Raw genomic sequence first — 16,870 nt, 5'->3', positions numbered from 1 at the left:
AATGTCAGAAAAAAGACCAAACCCGCTTCAAGATCAGATGAGAAAATTTTCCCGAGTTGAGAAGGCCTTTTACGGATCTATCGTTTTGACTGCCATTATTTTAGCGGTCAGCATCGTCTTTATGCAGACCAAGCTATTGCAGGTGGACCGGGATTTGACAGAAGTTAATACCCAGATTGAAGCGGAGCAGACAGAGCTAGCCGACATCAAGCAGGAAGTCAATGAACTGACCCGCTATGAAAGGCTGTCCCAGCTGGCCAGCTCTCAGGATATGAAACTCCAGAAGGGAAATCGTAAAACAGTGAGTTCAACGGATGAAGAATAGAATTTTTGAAAGAATTAAAAAATACGCCCTGAAAAATAGGCAAACCCCTGAATACAATCGGCGGCAAGTGGGAAAGAGCATGAGCATCTTAGCTATCTTTCTCTTTTTCGTTTTCTTGATTAATTTTGCCATTATTATCGGGACAGACCAGAAGTTCGGTGTTAATCTGTCAAAGGGAGCAGAAGTGGTCCATCAAAAGACGGTCACAGTCGCTGCCCGGCGTGGAACGATTTATGACCGAAATGGTGTTCCCATTGCAGAGGATGCCACGACTTATAATGTCTATGCCATTATTGACAAGAGCTACAAGTCAGCTACCGGCAAGATTCTCTATGTAGAAGAATCCCAGTACGATAAGGTGGCAGAGATTTTCAATCAATACCTAGAATTGGATAAGGACTACGTCAAAACCCAGCTGTCGCAGAAAAATCTCAAGCAGGTTTCCTTCGGGGCACAGGGCAATGGCATTACCTACAGTAATATGAACGCTATGCGGGAAGCCTTTGAAGCTGCTGGTATTGAAGGGATTGACTTTACTACCAGTCCCAACCGCAGTTATAGTAACGGTGTCTTTGCCTCCCAGTTTATCGGTCTTGCCCAGCTGCAGGAGGATAAGGAAGGCAATAAGACGCTGAAAGGGACTTCTGGCATGGAGCAGGCTCTGGATAGGATTCTTGCTGGTCAGAATGGGATTGTGACCTACGAAAAAGACCGGAATGGCAATGTTGTGCCTGGGTCAGAAAAGGTCTCTGTACAAGCAGAGGACGGCAAGGACGTCTATACAACGCTGTCGGCTGATTTGCAAACCTACCTAGAAACGCGGATGAACGCTTTCCAGGAAAAAGTCAAAGGTAAGTTTGTCAATGCAACCTTGGTCAGTGCCAAGACCGGCGAAATCCTAGCTACCTCTCAACGGCCGACCTATAATGCCGATACCAAGGAAGGCTTGAATGAGAAAAATCTGGGCAATTGGAATACCATGCTCTATCAAGGTCAGTATGAGCCTGGATCTACCATGAAGGTCATGACTCTAGCTTCAGCTATTGATAATGGCAGCTTTAATCCTAACGATACCTATGACAGTAGAGAATACAAGGTTATGGATGCGACCATTCGGGACTGGAACGTCAACATGGGGATTTCAGAAGGGGAAACCCTGACCTTTGCCCAAGGATTTACCTATTCCAGTAACGTTGGTATGACTATTTTGGAGCAGAAGATGGGCAATGACAAGTGGCTGGACTACTTGAGTAAGTTTAAGTTTGGTCTGCCGACCCGCTTTGGGATGGGGAATGAAACTTATGGCTCCTTGCCAGGTGATAACTATGTTACGATTGCCATGAGTTCTTTTGGTCAAGGGATTGGTGTGACCCAGGTGCAGATGTTGCGTGCCTTCTCGTCCGTTGCCAATGACGGCGTCATGGTGGAGCCTAAGTTTATCAATGCCATCCATGATCCAAAAACCAATACAGCTCGTAAGACAGCGACAGAAATTATCGGAAATCCTGTCTCAGAAAAAGCAGCTCAAACCACTCGGGATTATATGGTTCAGGTCGGAACAGACCCCTACAAAGGAACCCTGAATGTCGGTGGAGAACCCGTCATTCAAGTGGCCGGTCAGAATGTCGCTGTCAAGTCAGGGACCGCTCAGATCGCTTCTGAAAATGGTTATCTAGAGGGTGAGAACGACTACATCTACTCAGTTGTTGCCATGACGCCGGCAGAAAATCCTGAATTTATCATGTATGTGACAGTTCAGCAGCCCGAGGAAAAATTCCAGCCTATATTTTGGCAGGAAGTGGTCAATCCGGTCTTGGAAGAAGCTGTCGCTCTCAAAGACAGTCTTAATCTGACGACAGAGACGACTCCAGCTCTTGAAACAGTCACTGAAGAAACTAGCTATAAAATGCCATCGCTGGAAGAACTGACCAAGCAACTAGGTCTGAAACATCAAGTCAGTCCTGGCGGTCTGGCAGATGAATTGCGCCGCAACCTCGTCCAACCAATTGTGCTGGGAACAGGTGGCAAGATTAAAAAAGTATCTGTCAAAGAAGGTAAAAATCTCAAGGCTAATCAACAGGTTTTGATCTTGTCAGATGATTTAGAAAGTCTGCCTGATATGTACGGTTGGACCAAGGCCAATGTCGAACGTTTTGCGAAGTGGCAGGACATTGAAGTCACTTTCAAAGGAGAGGGCTCCAAAGTCGTCAAGCAGAGCGAAAAGACCAATACTTCGCTGAAAAATCTCAAGAAAATAACAATTACAATGGGAGACTAATATGCTTATTGCTCTTATTGCAGGAATCGTAACTTTTATCCTAACTATCATCGGCATTCCTGCCTTTATTCGTTTTTACCATAAGGCTCGTATCACAGGCCAACAGATGCACGAAGATGTCAAGCAGCATCAGGCCAAGGCCGGAACACCAACCATGGGTGGTACTGTCTTTCTCTTGACATCCGTTCTGGCCAGCTTTGTTATCGGTCTGTTTTCGCATCAGTTGTCCAACGGCCTCATCATGATTCTTTTTATCTTGGTCCTGTATGGCGTTGTCGGCTTTTTGGACGACTTCCTCAAGGTGTTTCGTAAGATCAACGAGGGTCTAAATCCCAAGCAGAAACTGTTTTTGCAGCTGGTCGGCGGAGTTGTCTTTTACTTCTTTTATAATCAGCACGGTGCAGGTGACCAGCTGAATGTCTTCACCGTTCCTGTCCAGATAGGCTTCCTCTATGTCTTTTTCGTCCTTTTTTGGCTGATTGGCTTCTCCAATGCTGTCAATCTGACGGATGGAATTGATGGTTTGGCCAGCATTTCTGTGGTCATTAGCTTGGTGGCCTATGCTGTGATTGCTGTTGAGCAGAAGCGTTTTGATATTTTGATTGTCATCATCAGTATGATTGGTGGCTTGCTAGGCTTCTTTGTCTTCAACCACAAGCCCGCTAAAATCTTCATGGGAGATGTGGGAAGCCTGGCTTTGGGCGGTATGCTGGCTGCTATCTCCATTTCCCTTCACCAAGAGTGGACCCTGCTCTTGATTGGGATCGTCTATGTGTTTGAAACGACCTCTGTCATGATGCAGGTGACCTACTTCAAGCTGACCGGCGGCAAGCGGATTTTCCGGATGACCCCGGTTCATCACCACTTTGAGCTTGGTGGCCTAACTGGCCACGGCAAGGAGTGGAGCGAGTGGAAAGTCGATTTCTTCTTCTGGGGAATCGGTATCGTGGGTAGTCTCCTGACCCTAGCTATCCTATATCTATAGCAAGAAGCGAGTCTCTGGCTCGCTTTTCTGCTTCTTAGATTTAAGGATAAGCAGGATGGTTATTTTTTTGGTATAATAGTTAGGATAATAGAATAGAGGACAAGATGAAATTTACAGAATTTAAGTTTAAAGATTATATTCAGGAAGCGCTCAGGGATTTGAACTTCCTCGAAGCGACTCCAGTCCAAGAGAAGCTGATTCCTGTGGTATTATCAGGTCGGGATTTGGTTGGCGAGTCCAAGACAGGCTCTGGGAAGACCCACACTTTTTTGCTGCCGATCTTTCAAATGCTGGATGAGGAGGCAGACAGTGTGCAGGCTGTCATTACAGCCCCAAGTCGAGAGCTGGCAGCACAGATTTATCAGGCGGCTCGGCAGTTGGCTAGCTTTTCTGAAAGAGAGATTCGGGTGGCCAACTATGTCGGTGGGACAGACAAGGCTCGCCAAATTGGCAAGTTAGAATCCAGTCAGCCCCATATTGTCATCGGAACGCCTGGGCGGATTTATGACTTGGTAGAGTCTGGCGACTTGGCCATTCACAAGGCCAAGACCTTTGTCGTTGACGAGGCAGATATGACACTGGACATGGGCTTTTTGGCGACGGTTGATAAGATTGCAGGCCGGCTGCCAAAGGACCTGCAGTTTCTTGTTTTTTCAGCGACCATTCCGCAGAAGCTCCAGCCTTTTTTGAAAAAATACCTGTCTAATCCAGTTATTGAGCAGATTAAGACCAAGACTGTCATTGCGGACACCATTGAAAACTGGCTCTTGTCAACCAAGGGACGAGATAAAAATGCCCAGATTTATCAAATCAGTCAGCTCCTGCAGCCTTATCTGGCTATGATTTTCGTTAATACCAAGACGAGGGCAGACGAGCTGCACAGCTATCTGACAGCTCAAGGGCTCAAAGTTGCTAAGATTCATGGGGATATCGCTCCTCGGGAGCGCAAGCGTATCATGAATCAGGTCAAGAATCTGGATTTTGAGTACATTGTCGCTACTGACTTGGCCGCGAGGGGGATTGATATCGAAGGTGTCAGTCATGTTATCAACGATGCCATTCCTCAGGACTTGTCTTTCTTTGTCCATCGGGTAGGCCGGACCGGCCGCAATGGTCTTCCCGGCACAGCCATTACCCTCTACCAGCCGAGTGATGACTCAGATATTCGGGAGTTGGAAAAGATGGGGATTAAATTCACTCCCAAGATGATAAAAGATGACGAGTTCCAGGATACCTACGACCGAGACCGTCGAGCCAATCGGGAAAAGAGCCGGGAGAAGCTGGATACAGAAATGCTGGGGCTGGTCAAGAAGAAAAAGAAAAAAATCAAACCAGGCTACAAGAAAAAAATCCAGTGGGCAGTGAACGAAAAGCGCCGCAAGACTAAGCGAGCAGAGAATCGTGCACGTGGTCGAGCAGAGCGTAAGGCTAAGCGCCAAACCTTTTAGTGATATACTTTTCTTATAGCTGTGATAAGAAAAATATATTAGTCTTTGTGAGATAGATATGATAGACTAGTGAAACTAGTCTATTTTTATATTGGGCTTAGTGTGGTCTGTTTGGTATTTGGATACATAATATTTGCACAGACTGCTCATATTTTAATTGGCAAAAAGGCCGTAGCTTGCTAGTCCAAGCGGAGCAAATTCTTTGTTTTGTTTCAGAATTATGTTAAAATATTTCATTATCAAGAAAAGGAAGTAATAATGGTGGTTACAACTTATCTTCTGACAACTGGTTGGTATGAGGAGTTCCTCAAGTTCATTCCAGATGGTAAATTATTTAGTTTAAGGGCTGTTTTTGAGGCCATTCCGGGCATTTTGCAAAATCTGCCGATCACCCTCCTCTTGACAGTGGGTGGTGCAGTTTTTGGTATTATGCTTGCCATGGTTTTTGCTATCGTCAAGATTAATCGGGTTAAAGTCCTGTATCCGATTCAGGCTTTCTTTGTCAGCTTTCTGAGAGGAACACCTCTGCTGGTCCAGCTCATGCTGACCTATTTTGGGATTCCTTTATTGCTGAAGGCCATCAATCAGCAGTATGGCACAAGTTTTAATATTAATGATATTCCAGCGTCTGTCTTTGCGATTGTTGCCTTTGCTTTCAACGAAGCGGCTTATGCCAGTGAGACCATCCGAGCTGCAATCTTGTCCGTGGATCCGGGAGAAATCGAGGCTGCTCGCAGCTTAGGGATGACCAACAAGCAGGTTTATATGCGTGTCATTATCCCCAATGCAGCAGTAGTGGCGACGCCTAGTCTTATTAATTCCCTGATTGGCTTGACAAAGGGTACTTCTCTGGCCTTTAGTGCTGGTGTAGTGGAAATTTTTGCCAAGGCACAGGCTATCGCGGGGGCGGACTACCGTTACTTTGAGCGTTTTATTTCGGTTTCGCTGATTTATTGGGCAGTCAATATTCTCATTGAGCAACTTGGCCGCTGGATCGAAAAGATGATGGATATCAAGCAGCCGGATAAATTTGAATCGCTTCAGCAAGCAGAAGGAGAAGGAATCTGATGATTAATATTTCACATTTAAGTAAGACTTTTTCAGGTCAAAAGGTTCTGGATGATCTCAGTTTGGACATTCAAAAAGGCGAAGTGGTAGCTTTGATTGGCTCTTCGGGTGCTGGGAAGTCAACCTTCCTCCGCAGTCTCAACTATCTGGAACAGCCAGATAGCGGAAAGATTGCTATCGACGGCTTCAAAGTGGATTTTTCAAGGATTTCCAAAGATGAGATCTTGCTGCTGCGCCGCAAGCTAGCCATGGTCTTTCAGCAGTTCAACCTCTTTTCTCGTCGGACGGCTCTGGAAAATGTTAAGGAAGGTCTACTGGTAGTTAAGAAATTGTCAGACCAAGAAGCGACTAAGCTAGCCAAGGAAGAGTTAGCAAAGGTTGGCTTGTCAGACCGAGAAAATCACTATCCTAGACATCTGTCAGGCGGTCAGAAGCAGCGGGTGGCTTTGGCAAGGGCTTTAGCTATGAAGCCAGATGTTCTTTTGCTAGACGAGCCGACCTCAGCCTTGGATCCCGAGTTAGTTGGAGAAGTAGAGAAATCAATCGCTGATGCAGCCAAGTCTGGCCAGACCATGATCCTGGTCAGTCATGATATGTCCTTTGTCGCTCAGGTGGCCGACAGGGTACTCTTTTTGGACAGGGGGAAAATCATAGAGTCTGGGACACCAGATGAGATCATCCATCATCCAAAGGAAGAAAGAACCAAGGAATTTTTTGCTAGTTACAAACGGACCTATATTTGATATAATAGAGACAGTGAAGGCTCAGTTGGCTAGACCAGCTGAGTTTGTTTTCAGTCTTAGCATACTGTGGAGCAGGCTTTCTTGTCTAGTGGGTGTTTTTGCTGACAGCTAGATTTGGAGTTGTTCCCTTTCTTTGCACTATGAGGCTGATTGACCTTTGAGGAGTTGACATGTTAGATCAAATATTTGCACTTTATATCGAGAGCCTGCTTTATACAGCAGTCGGTGTAGGGATCATTGCGGGTTTATGGATTGGACTTCGGATGATTCGCCGCAAGGACAAGACAGCCAAGGAGCGTCAGAGCCATCTGTACGATGTCCTTCTGATTGTCATTATGACGATTCCAGTCCTGTCTTTTGCGACGTTGGGCCTGCTCATTGTCCTAAAAGCTTAAATGCTTGTAAAACTGTAGAAAAGTTGTTAGAATAATTCTAGTTACAACAAGGAGAAAGAAGAGTTATGTACGATACAATTATTATTGGAGCTGGGCCTGCCGGCATGACAGCTGCCCTCTATGCAGCCCGCAGTAACCTAAAAGTTGCCCTGCTGGAGCGTGGTATTCCTGGTGGTCAGATGAACAATACTGCTGACATTGAAAACTATCCAGGCTATGCCAATATCAGTGGTCCTGAGCTAGCAGAGAAAATGTTTGAACCTCTGGAGAACCTGGGTGTTGAACATCTATTTGGCCTAGTAGAGAAAATTGAAGACCGAGGTGATTTCAAGGAAATCATCACAGAGGATGAGCGTTTTGAAGCTAAAACAGTCATCATTGCTTCTGGTGCCAATCATCGTCATCTGGGGGTTCCTGGTGAGGAAGACTACAACAGCCGCGGCGTTTCCTACTGTGCGGTCTGTGATGGTGCCTTCTTCCGCGATGAAGACCTGCTGGTTGTCGGTGGAGGCGACTCAGCGGTAGAGGAAGCTATTTTCCTGACGCGCTTTGCAAAAAGTGTGACCATTGTTCACCGTCGCGATGAGCTGCGTGCACAAAAAGTGCTGCAGGATCGCGCCTTTACCAACGAAAAGATTCGCTTTGTCTGGGATTCTGTAGTGGAAAGTATCCATGGTGATGAACGTAAGGTGACTGGTGTAACTTTCAAGAATGTCAAGACAGGTGAGGTTAGTCAGGCAGAGTTTGGCGGTATCTTTATCTATGTTGGCTTAGATCCAGTTAGCGAATTTGCTGCGGACTTGGGCATCACTGATGAGGCTGGCTGGATTCTGACGGATCATCAAATGAAAACGTCAGTAGCAGGCATTTACGCTGTTGGTGATGTTCGCCAGAAAGACCTGCGCCAGATTACGACGGCTGTTGGCGATGGTGCCATTGCCAGTCAGGAAGCCTACAAATATCTTACAGAGCAAGCATAAAAATATAAGCTAAGCAAGTGTGTCTATTCAAGTGAGTTGACAGGATTTGCTTAGCTTTTTTGGAATTATGATATAATATAAGGTATCTAGCATAAAGGAGCAAGAAGATGTACCCAGATGATAGTTTAACTCTGCACACTGATTTGTACCAAATCAACATGATGCAGGTTTATTTCAAGCAAAATATTCACAACAAGCGTGCAGTTTTTGAAGTTTTTTTCCGTAAAAATCCTTTCAATAACGGCTACGCGGTTTTTGCGGGCTTGGAAAGAATTATTTCCTATCTCAATAATCTGACATTCAGCCAGAGCGATTTAGATTATTTGCAATCCTTGGGCTATCACGGAGAGTTTCTGGATTATTTGCGAAATCTCAAGATGAGCCTGACCGTAAGGTCTGTTCAGGAAGGTGATTTGGTTTTTGCCAATGAGCCAATCGTGCAGGTGGAAGGTCCACTGGCTCAGTGTCAGCTGGTTGAGACTGCCCTGCTCAATATCGTTAATTTTCAGACCCTGATTGCCACTAAGGCAGCCCGTATCCGCTCTATTATCGAAGATGAGCCACTGATGGAGTTTGGTACGCGCCGAGCACAGGAAATGGATGCTGCTATTTGGGGGACCAGGGCTGCGGTGATTGGCGGAGCGAACGGTACCAGCAATGTTCGGGCTGGCAAGCTCTTTGATATTCCAGTCTTGGGAACGCATGCCCATGCTCTCGTTCAAGTCTATGGAAATGATTATGAAGCCTTTAAAGCTTACGCTGAGACTCATCATAACTGTGTTTTCCTAGTAGATACTTACGATACATTGCGTCTAGGTGTTCCGGCAGCCATTCGGGTGGCGCGTGAGCTGGGAGACAAGATTAAGTTTCTGGGAGTCCGCATTGATTCGGGAGACCTTGCCTATATTTCTAAGAAGGTTCGGCAGCAATTAGATGAAGCTGGCTTCCCTGATGCTAAGATTTATGCGTCCAATGATCTGGATGAAAATACCATTCTCAATTTGAAAATGCAAAAAGCTAAGATTGATGTCTGGGGTGTGGGAACCAAGCTCATTACGGCCTACGACCAGCCGGCTTTAGGAGCAGTTTATAAGATTGTTGCTATTGAAGATGAGAATGGAGAATTGCGCAATACCATCAAGCTGTCCAATAATGCCGAAAAAGTTTCTACACCAGGTAAGAAGCAGGTTTGGCGTATTACCAGCCGCGAAAAAGAGAAGTCCGAGGGAGACTACATTACCTATGATGGCATTGATGTCAATAGCTTGGAAGAGCTGGAAATGTTCCATCCTACCTATACCTACATCAATAAAAGGGTCAAAAATTTTGATGCCGTACCGCTTTTGGTGGATATTTTCCAAGAAGGAAATTTGGTCTATTCTCAGCCGAGCCTGACCGAGATTCAAGCCTATGCCCGTAAGGAATTTGATAAACTTTGGGACGAGTACAAACGAGTTCTCAATCCACAGGATTATCCAGTTGACCTGGCTAGAGATATTTGGCAGGATAAGATGGCCTTGATTGACCAGATGCGCAAGAAAGCCTACCAGACAGGAGCAGAAAAATGAGCCTACAAGAAGAAATTATCGCTCAACTGGGCGTCAAACCAGTGATTGACCCGGAGGAAGAAATCCGCAAGTCAGTGGACTTTCTCAAGGCCTATCTGAGAAAACATCTTTTTTTGAAAAGCTATGTTTTGGGAATTTCTGGCGGTCAGGACTCAACCTTGGCTGGCCGCTTAGCTCAGCTGGCTGTAGAGGAAATGCGGGCTGAGACTGGGGATGATAGCTATTGCTTTATCGCAGTTCGTTTGCCTTACGGTATCCAAGCAGATGAAGATGATGCGCAAAAAGCTCTGGCTTTTATCCAGCCTGATGTCAGTCTGACAGTCAATATCAAGGAATCTGCTGATGCCATGACAAGGGCTGTGGAGGCAACGGGGACCAAAGTCTCTGATTTTAACAAGGGCAATATCAAGGCTCGCAGCCGTATGATTGCCCAGTATGCTTTGGCCGGTTCATACAGTGGAGCTGTCATTGGAACCGATCATGCAGCAGAAAATGTCACCGCCTTTTTCACCAAGTTTGGGGATGGCGGAGCAGATATCTTACCACTTTACCGTCTCAATAAGCGTCAAGGCAAGCAGCTTTTGGCCGCCTTGGGAGCGGATCCGGCTCTCTATGAAAAGGTGCCGACGGCTGATTTGGAAGAAGAAAAGCCTGGGATTGCGGATGAAGTCGCTCTGGGAGTGACCTATAATGAAATTGACGATTATCTCGAAGGCAAGTCCGTTTCAGCCAAAGCCCAAGAAACTATCGAATCTTGGTGGCATAAAGGCCAGCACAAACGCCATTTGCCGATTACGATTTTTGATGAATTTTGGAAGTGAAAATCTCTATTGAAACTTTTTAGTTTGAGCTAAGAAACGAGGAAGCTATGAAAAAGATTGGTACACAGTCCATTGAAACCAAACGTCTTTTACTAAGACCTTTTCTGGAATCGGATGCTCAAGCTATGTATGACAACTGGGCTTCTCGTCCGGATAATTTGCTGCATGTGACCTGGTATGCTCACGAGAGTCCTGAAGTCACTCAACAGTCTATTGCTCGCTGGGTTGAGAATTATCAAAACATGGATTTTTATAAGTGGGCCATCTGCCTGAAGGAAAACCCTGAACAAGTGCTTGGTGATATCAGTGTGGTTGATAGAGATGAAACAGTCAATTCTTGCGAGGTCGGTTATATTTTAAGTAAAGACTACTGGGGGCAGGGGCTGATGACAGAAGCTTTGAAAGCTGTTTTAATCTATCTCTTGCAAGACGCAGGATTCAATCGTGTCACAGCAAGATTTGTAACAGCCAATCCAGCTTCTGGGCGTGTTATGGCTAAAGCTGGCATGAGCTACGAAGGCACTTTCCGTCAGGTTGTATTTCATAAAGGACAAGTCAAAGATTTTTCCGTCTATGGAATCCTAAGATCCGATTTAGAAAAAGGCTAGGACTCTTTTGTCCAGCCTTTTTACTTGCGCTCCTTTTTTAAAGTTCTATAATAGATGTATAATGACAAGGAGGATTCTATGCATTCGTTAGAACAAGATTTTACAGATAAGCTGTATGCTGCTTATGAGGCCAATCCCAAGTTTGCAGCGATGGAAAATGCCATCAGTCACAATGGCCTTTTGGCTTCCTTAGAGAAGCGAAGCGCCGCTGTGGAAAACACACCTGTCTTTTCGCTGGATCTTACTAAGGACAAGGTTAGCGACCAGAAAGCTTCAGGGCGCTGTTGGATGTTTGCAGCTCTTAATACCTTCCGCCACAAGATGATTGCTGGTTTCCAACTGGAGGATTTTGAGCTATCTCAGGCCCATACCTTCTTTTGGGATAAATATGAAAAATCCAACTGGTTCTTGGAGCAGGTGATTGCGACAGCTGACCAAGAATTGACCAGCCGTAAGGTCAAGTTTCTCTTAGATACGCCACAGCAGGATGGCGGTCAGTGGGATATGGTTGTTTCCCTCTTTAAAAAATATGGTGTCGTGCCCAAGTCAGTCTACCCGGAGTCTATCTCATCCAGCAATAGCCGTGAACTCAATCAGATTCTCAATAAACTCTTGCGTCAGGATGCGCAGATTTTGCGAGAATTAAGAGCGGAAGGGGCAGAATCGTCAGAACTTCAGACCAAGAAAGAAGAACTCCTACAAGAAGTCTTTAACTTCTTAGCTATGAATTTAGGCTTGCCACCTCGCCAGTTTGACTTTTCTTATCGCGATAAAGACAATCATTTCCATAGCGAGAGCGGATTGACACCTCTAACTTTCTATCAAAAATATGTCGATCTAAAGCTAGATGACTATGTCTCTATCATCAATGCGCCAACTGCAGACAAGCCTTATGGACGGTCCTATACAGTTGAGATGTTGGGAAATGTCGTTGGCAGTAAGCCGGTTCGCTATTTGAATGTTGAAATGAACCGACTAAAAGAGCTGGCTATTGCTCAAATGCAGGCTGGCGAGACCGTTTGGTTTGGCTCAGATGTTGCTCAGTCTAGCAATCGTAAGGCCGGTGTTATGGCTGAGGGGATGCACGATTTCACTGCTAGCATGGATATTCGACTAACTCAGGATAAGGCTGGCCGCTTGGACTATAGCGAAAGCCTCATGACCCACGCCATGGTCTTGACAGGAGTGGACTTGGATGAAAATGGCAAGGCTAAGAAATGGAAGGTCGAAAACTCCTGGGGCGAAAAGGTTGGTAACAAGGGCTATTTCGTAGCCTCTGACGCTTGGATGGACGAGTATACCTATCAAATCGTGGTACGAAAGGAGTTTCTGACAGCCACAGAATTAGCTGCTTATAAAGCAGAGCCTCTTGTCCTAGCTCCGTGGGATCCCATGGGTGCTTTGGCAAAGTAAGCTTTGATGAGAGAATAAGAAAAGAGTAAGAATTTTTCATTCTTACTCTTTTAGTTTGTATTTTAATCTTCGTCACTCTAGTCATCTCCACCGTTACCGGAAGATGAGTCGTTGTGGTTAGAAGAGTTATTGTTTGAATCACCAGAATGCTCACTAGAAGCTGATGTGTCAGAGCTAGCTTCTGTACTGTAACTGCTATAGCTAGAATAGTTATAGTACTGCTGGTTATTGTAGTAACGGTTATAGCCAGTACCACTGTTGAGGTAGACATAAGAGCCACTGCGGTAGAGACCATCTGGCATTTCCCAATCTTCTGAAGCAGAGCCATCTTGAGCTAGGTAAAGCATCATTTCGCGGTAGACATCTGTTGCAACCTTAACCCCGTCATCAAGGATTGGTGTCAAGCGGTTAGAGTAGCCGGTCCAAACAGCCATGGAATACTTAGGCGTGTAACCAACGAAGAGCTCGTCAGGTGTGACAATGCTAGAATAGTAGTAAGGCTTGGTCAGTTTGGCTAATTCATCGTCAGCATAGTTGGAGGTTCCAGTCTTACCAGCCTGATAAACCCCAGAAATAGCAGCGTTTGTACCTGTACCAGACTGCAAGACTGTTTTCATCATATCGGTCATCATGTAGGCTGTCGTTTCCTTCATAGCCTTGGAACCATTGTTGGAGAAGGTCTTCTCCGTTCCGTCACTGAAGACGACGCGATTGACATACTGAGGCTTGTAGTAAGTACCACCATTGGCAAAGGCTGCATAGGCAGCAGCCATTTTTTCACTGCTGGCTCCGTATTCGTTGCCGGATTTGCTGGTATTACTTGAAAAGGCATTAACATAGAACATTTCAGGATAGTTAATCCCAATACGATTTAGGAACTTGAGGGACTCATCCAGACCAACGGCTTCCAGCGTTTTCACGGCAGGAACGTTCCGGGATTCCTGAATAGCGTATTGAATCGTCATCCCGCCATAGTATTTCTTATCCCAGTTGTAGACGGGTGTGCTGGAATACGGGAAGTTATATGGAGCATCCGTGATAGGAGCAGCTGTCGAAGTATAGACTTCATTTTCCAGAGCTGGAGCATAATCGGTGATTGGCTTCATTGTTGAACCGAAGTCGCGGTTGGTTTCAACAGCTTGGTTGGTACCAAAGGATACGTTGGTAGATTGGTTACGAGAACCGAGCTGGGCAATGACTTTACCAGTTTGCACATCCATAACGGTGGACGCAACCTGCATTTCGTCATCTGGATAAGCTACATAGTCTCCTGTGTTGTAAATATCCCAGAGTTTCTTTTGGGCATCAGTGTTGACATTTGTATAGACTTCCATACCAGTTGTCAGGACATTGTAGCCAGTCTCTTCTTCTACTTGTTCAATTACTTCCTTAAGATAATTGTCCATGTAAGCAGGATAGCTAGTGGAAGCTTTCAAACTTTGAAGTCCGTCGGTTACAGGGGTATTCTTGGCTTGCTCATACTGTTCATCTGTGATGTACTTGAGATCATGCATCTCACGAAGTACCAGATTACGGCGGTTGGTCGCAGCCTCTGGATGGGTGTAAGGGTCGTATTGGTTAGGTGCCTGAGGCATACCTGCCAGCAGAGCCGTTTGGTGTAAGCTCAAGTCTTTTAGATCCTTGCCATAGTAGCTTCGGGCTGCTGTTTGCATACCGTAGTTACTGTTAGACATGTATACTTTATTGACATAATAGGTCAAGATTTGCTGCTTGGTCGCTTTACGCTCAAGTTGAGCGGCCAGCCAAGCTTCTTGGATTTTACGTGAAAGGGTCGCGTCCGAAGAAGAGGTTGAGAAATAGGACAGCTTAATCAATTGCTGGGTCAGAGTTGATCCCCCTTGGCGACCTCCGCGGATGTTGCTAACAAGGGCACCTGCAATCCGAATAAAGTCTACCCCGCGGTGGTTGAAGAAGCGATGGTCTTCAATGGCGACAATGGCGTTGACCAAATCCGTAGGTATTTCACTAGTTTCAGCATTGACCCGCTTTTCAGCGCCTAGGTCAGCAATCAAATTGTTATTGCTGTCAAAAATCTTACTGGATGTGGTCGCGATCAGGTCTTTTTCAGAAAGCTTAGGAGCCTTGACCGCATAGTAGGTAAATACCAAACAGCCAATCACGAATCCAATCATAAGCAGGGTTATAAGTGCACTTGCAAGATATTTCAAAGCCTGCATAAGAGTTTGTTTATTCATTTATAATACCACCTAGTAGTTTTTGTTCGATAATTTCAAGATAAGGGATGCTGGGAAGCTGTTGCATTTCAATCGGATAACCATGCTCTTGGATGTAAGTTAGAGGCATGGACTTCCCTCCCTTGTCGATCTTGTAAAACTCAATTAAATAAGAAGCGGGAAGTAGGTAAGTCTCCCTTAAGCTGGAAAAATGCAGTAAGACAAAGCAGATGCCCTTTTGCTCGAGGACAGCCTCCATGTGCTCAATCTGATGCGAATGAAAATTTTTCATGGGCATTGATTTTTTCTGTCGGGTTTCCTTGGCTTCAAAGTCAATATAATGGCCCTTGTAGACTCCAGAATAGTCTGTTGTGGAAGCTTGCCGAAAGTAAGCCTCTACAATCTTGGCTCGGCTACGGTGCGGATAATCAACCTTGACAATCTGAATGGGGGTGGGCTTTTTATGGATGACAGCGAGTCCTCTGCTTAGATAGTAGCTGTTGGATTCGTTAATCATCTTTTCAAAAGACATCCCACGGTTGGCAAAGTTAATCATGCCGGAAACTGGCCTATTGATACTGCTTTTTGCCTTTAGCTTATGCGGATAGTTGACCATAAAACTCCTTATTGGTACAATAGCATCACTCTATTATACCACAAAAAACTTTTTTAAGGGAGAATAAATGACCAGTCTACTAATAACAGGCTACAAAGCCTTTGAAATCGGCATTTCGACGGAAAAAGATATGAGAATAAAAATTATAAAAGAAGCCGCTAAGAGGGACTTAATCCGTTTTTTGGAAGATGGAGTAGATTGGCTGGTTTTTATGGGCAATCTGGGCTTCGAGTCTTGGGTTTTGGATTTAGCCAATGAATTGAAAAAAGACTATGAATTTCAGACGGCAACCATCTTTCTCTTTGAGAATCAAGGTGAAAATTGGAACGAAGCCAATCAGGCAAAATTAGCTGCTTTTAAGCAAACGGATTTCGTCAAGTATGCTTATCCGACCTACCAAAATCCTAGTCAGTTTCGTGATTACAATCAATTCATCATTCAAAATACAGATGGAGCCTACCTGTTTTATGATGAAGAACAGGAGACAAAACTGAAATATCTTTACCAAGAAATGAAAAAACAAGAACAATATTTTATCAAAAAATTAACATTTGATGACCTGAATGAAGTGGCCGAAAATTTTTCGGGAAATTAGATGATAAATCTTGATTTTTATTAGGCATTTTGTTTATAATTGAATATGACAAACTAGATTGGAGAGAGAAGATGGCAAGTATTATTTTTACAGCAAAAGATATTTTTGATCAGGATTTTAAACGCGAAGTACGTGGCTATAGTAAGTCCGAAGTGGATGAGTTTTTGGACGATATTATCAAGGATTATGAGACTTATGCAGCCTTGGTAAAGGAGCTGCGTGAGGAAAATCGCCGTCTCAAGGAAGAGTTAGCTGCGAAGCCAGTTGAAAAAGCACCAGTTCAGCCGGCTCAGCCTGTCCAATCAACACAAGCGACTCAGTCAACTGCAGAAAGCTTCCCTCAGATGACTTCTGCGACTAATTTTGATATCTTGAAGCGCTTGAACCGTCTTGAAAAGGAAGTATTCGGAAAACAAATTCTGGATCGTGAATAATGGTTCTTTTTAGAACAGTGCAATTTTTGGATAATCGCGTGGAAATTTTAGATTTTCATGAGGAAAGTCCATGCTAGCACTGGCTGTGATGCCGGTAGTGTTTGTGCTAGGCGAAGAAATAAGCCTAGGGACGGATTTTTCCGTTACGGCGACTGAAAAGGCTAAGTCTTTTGATATGTCTGATTAGGTCTGAAAGTGCCACAGTGACGTAGTTCTTTTGGAAACAGAAGAAGTGGAACGCGGTAAACCCCTCAAGCTAGCAACCCAAACTTTGGTCGGGGCATGGAGTGCGTGGAAGCGAACATAGCACTCTGACTGGAAACAGTAGACAGATGATTATCGAAGGAAATGGTACCTAGTCATTTCCGGAACAAAACATGGCTTACAGAAAATTGCAT

16 protein-coding genes and 1 other RNA gene are annotated in these 16,870 nt (G+C 44.9%); 15 read left to right on the top strand and 2 right to left on the bottom strand.

All coding sequences use genetic code 11. The annotated features are described in order from the left end of the window. The first annotated feature begins 1 nt into the window (after nt 1). The 12 genes from ftsL (at nt 2) to pepC (ending at nt 12,632) form a co-directional block, all read left to right on the top strand. Nucleotides 2-325: a cell division protein FtsL gene (ftsL, locus tag J1C86_RS09285; protein WP_002893529.1), complete on the top strand. Its 324-nt coding sequence runs from the start codon at nt 2-4 to the stop codon at nt 323-325. Continuing rightward, a complete protein-coding gene (pbp2X, locus tag J1C86_RS09280; protein ID WP_125409252.1) occupies nt 315-2,603 on the top strand; it encodes a penicillin-binding protein PBP2X in 2,289 nt (762 codons plus the stop codon). The genes ftsL and pbp2X overlap by 11 nt, the downstream gene beginning before the upstream one ends. A gap of 1 nt (nt 2,604) precedes the next feature. After that, on the top strand, nt 2,605-3,588 hold the full coding sequence (gene mraY, locus J1C86_RS09275; protein WP_002893527.1) for a phospho-N-acetylmuramoyl-pentapeptide-transferase: 984 nt from the start codon (nt 2,605-2,607) through the stop codon (nt 3,586-3,588). A 104-nt stretch (nt 3,589-3,692) separates the two neighbouring features. After that, nucleotides 3,693-5,036 (top strand): DEAD/DEAH box helicase, encoded by a 1,344-nt coding sequence (locus J1C86_RS09270; protein WP_125409250.1) that lies wholly within the window; start codon nt 3,693-3,695, stop codon nt 5,034-5,036. 258 nt (nt 5,037-5,294) lie between these two features. Further along, nucleotides 5,295-6,104, top strand: a complete 810-nt coding sequence (locus J1C86_RS09265) for an amino acid ABC transporter permease (protein ID WP_185757514.1) — start codon at nt 5,295-5,297, stop codon at nt 6,102-6,104. Further along, nucleotides 6,104-6,847, top strand: coding sequence for an amino acid ABC transporter ATP-binding protein (locus tag J1C86_RS09260; RefSeq protein ID WP_125409248.1), 744 nt, complete (start codon nt 6,104-6,106; stop codon nt 6,845-6,847). Before J1C86_RS09265 ends, J1C86_RS09260 begins: the two co-directional genes overlap by 1 nt. A gap of 170 nt (nt 6,848-7,017) precedes the next feature. After that, on the top strand, nt 7,018-7,242 hold the full coding sequence (locus J1C86_RS09255) for a DUF4059 family protein (RefSeq protein ID WP_002893522.1): 225 nt from the start codon (nt 7,018-7,020) through the stop codon (nt 7,240-7,242). A gap of 65 nt (nt 7,243-7,307) precedes the next feature. Then, entirely contained in the window at nt 7,308-8,222 is a 915-nt protein-coding gene (trxB, locus tag J1C86_RS09250; protein WP_125409246.1) for a thioredoxin-disulfide reductase, read from the top strand. A 107-nt stretch (nt 8,223-8,329) separates the two neighbouring features. Further along, nucleotides 8,330-9,790: a nicotinate phosphoribosyltransferase gene (locus tag J1C86_RS09245; protein WP_125409244.1), complete on the top strand. Its 1,461-nt coding sequence runs from the start codon at nt 8,330-8,332 to the stop codon at nt 9,788-9,790. Then, nucleotides 9,787-10,611, top strand: a complete 825-nt coding sequence (gene nadE, locus J1C86_RS09240) for an ammonia-dependent NAD(+) synthetase (protein WP_125409242.1) — start codon at nt 9,787-9,789, stop codon at nt 10,609-10,611. Before J1C86_RS09245 ends, nadE begins: the two co-directional genes overlap by 4 nt. A 47-nt stretch (nt 10,612-10,658) precedes the next feature. Then, nucleotides 10,659-11,219, top strand: a complete 561-nt coding sequence (locus J1C86_RS09235; RefSeq protein ID WP_125409240.1) for a GNAT family N-acetyltransferase — start codon at nt 10,659-10,661, stop codon at nt 11,217-11,219. Nucleotides 11,220-11,297: 78 nt separating this feature from the next. Continuing rightward, complete coding sequence (gene pepC / locus J1C86_RS09230) at nt 11,298-12,632, top strand: aminopeptidase C (protein ID WP_125409238.1); 1,335 nt, start codon at nt 11,298-11,300, stop codon at nt 12,630-12,632. Nucleotides 12,633-12,709: 77 nt separating this feature from the next. Here pepC and pbp1a read toward each other — a convergent pair whose 3' ends face one another. Further along, nucleotides 12,710-14,848 carry a penicillin-binding protein PBP1A gene (gene pbp1a / locus J1C86_RS09225; protein ID WP_049540684.1) on the bottom strand — a complete coding sequence of 713 codons (2,139 nt, stop codon included), beginning with the start codon at nt 14,846-14,848 and terminating at the stop codon, nt 12,710-12,712. Next, a complete protein-coding gene (recU, locus tag J1C86_RS09220; protein WP_125408149.1) occupies nt 14,841-15,443 on the bottom strand; it encodes a Holliday junction resolvase RecU in 603 nt (200 codons plus the stop codon). The genes pbp1a and recU overlap by 8 nt, the downstream gene beginning before the upstream one ends. 67 nt (nt 15,444-15,510) lie before the next feature. Between recU and J1C86_RS09215 the strand changes: the two genes are divergently transcribed. From J1C86_RS09215 to rnpB, 3 genes are all read left to right on the top strand, one after another. Next, nucleotides 15,511-16,038, top strand: a complete 528-nt coding sequence (locus J1C86_RS09215; protein ID WP_002893513.1) for a DUF1273 domain-containing protein — start codon at nt 15,511-15,513, stop codon at nt 16,036-16,038. 71 nt (nt 16,039-16,109) lie between these two features. Next, nucleotides 16,110-16,472 (top strand): cell division regulator GpsB, encoded by a 363-nt coding sequence (gpsB, locus tag J1C86_RS09210; protein WP_050540595.1) that lies wholly within the window; start codon nt 16,110-16,112, stop codon nt 16,470-16,472. Nucleotides 16,473-16,494: 22 nt separating this feature from the next. Continuing rightward, an RNA gene (gene rnpB / locus J1C86_RS09205) (RNase P RNA component class B) lies at nt 16,495-16,862 on the top strand. The last annotated feature ends 8 nt before the right edge of the window (nt 16,863-16,870 follow it).

The sequence above is a fragment of the Streptococcus sanguinis genome (assembly GCF_050220005.1).
In the GTDB taxonomy this organism is placed as follows: domain Bacteria; phylum Bacillota; class Bacilli; order Lactobacillales; family Streptococcaceae; genus Streptococcus; species Streptococcus sanguinis_Z.
The sequence above is the reverse complement of the archived record's forward strand: the minus strand, read 5'-3'. Positions and strand labels throughout refer to the sequence as shown.

Excerpts from the sequence above, each read along its gene's own strand:
- mraY (WP_002893527.1), top strand. The coding sequence starts at position 2,605 with ATGCTTATTGCTCTTATTGCAGGAATCGTAACTTTTATCCTAACTATC.
- nadE (WP_125409242.1), top strand. The coding sequence starts at position 9,787 with ATGAGCCTACAAGAAGAAATTATCGCTCAACTGGGCGTCAAACCAGTG.
- recU (WP_125408149.1), bottom strand. The coding sequence starts at position 15,443 with ATGGTCAACTATCCGCATAAGCTAAAGGCAAAAAGCAGTATCAATAGG.
- trxB (WP_125409246.1), top strand. The coding sequence starts at position 7,308 with ATGTACGATACAATTATTATTGGAGCTGGGCCTGCCGGCATGACAGCT.
- J1C86_RS09265 (WP_185757514.1), top strand. The coding sequence starts at position 5,295 with ATGGTGGTTACAACTTATCTTCTGACAACTGGTTGGTATGAGGAGTTC.
- J1C86_RS09245 (WP_125409244.1), top strand. The coding sequence starts at position 8,330 with ATGTACCCAGATGATAGTTTAACTCTGCACACTGATTTGTACCAAATC.
- gpsB (WP_050540595.1), top strand. The coding sequence starts at position 16,110 with ATGGCAAGTATTATTTTTACAGCAAAAGATATTTTTGATCAGGATTTT.
- J1C86_RS09215 (WP_002893513.1), top strand. The coding sequence starts at position 15,511 with ATGACCAGTCTACTAATAACAGGCTACAAAGCCTTTGAAATCGGCATT.
- pbp2X (WP_125409252.1), top strand. The coding sequence starts at position 315 with ATGAAGAATAGAATTTTTGAAAGAATTAAAAAATACGCCCTGAAAAAT.
- J1C86_RS09235 (WP_125409240.1), top strand. The coding sequence starts at position 10,659 with ATGAAAAAGATTGGTACACAGTCCATTGAAACCAAACGTCTTTTACTA.
- J1C86_RS09260 (WP_125409248.1), top strand. The coding sequence starts at position 6,104 with ATGATTAATATTTCACATTTAAGTAAGACTTTTTCAGGTCAAAAGGTT.
- ftsL (WP_002893529.1), top strand. The coding sequence starts at position 2 with ATGTCAGAAAAAAGACCAAACCCGCTTCAAGATCAGATGAGAAAATTT.
- pbp1a (WP_049540684.1), bottom strand. The coding sequence starts at position 14,848 with ATGAATAAACAAACTCTTATGCAGGCTTTGAAATATCTTGCAAGTGCA.
- J1C86_RS09255 (WP_002893522.1), top strand. The coding sequence starts at position 7,018 with ATGTTAGATCAAATATTTGCACTTTATATCGAGAGCCTGCTTTATACA.
- pepC (WP_125409238.1), top strand. The coding sequence starts at position 11,298 with ATGCATTCGTTAGAACAAGATTTTACAGATAAGCTGTATGCTGCTTAT.
- J1C86_RS09270 (WP_125409250.1), top strand. The coding sequence starts at position 3,693 with ATGAAATTTACAGAATTTAAGTTTAAAGATTATATTCAGGAAGCGCTC.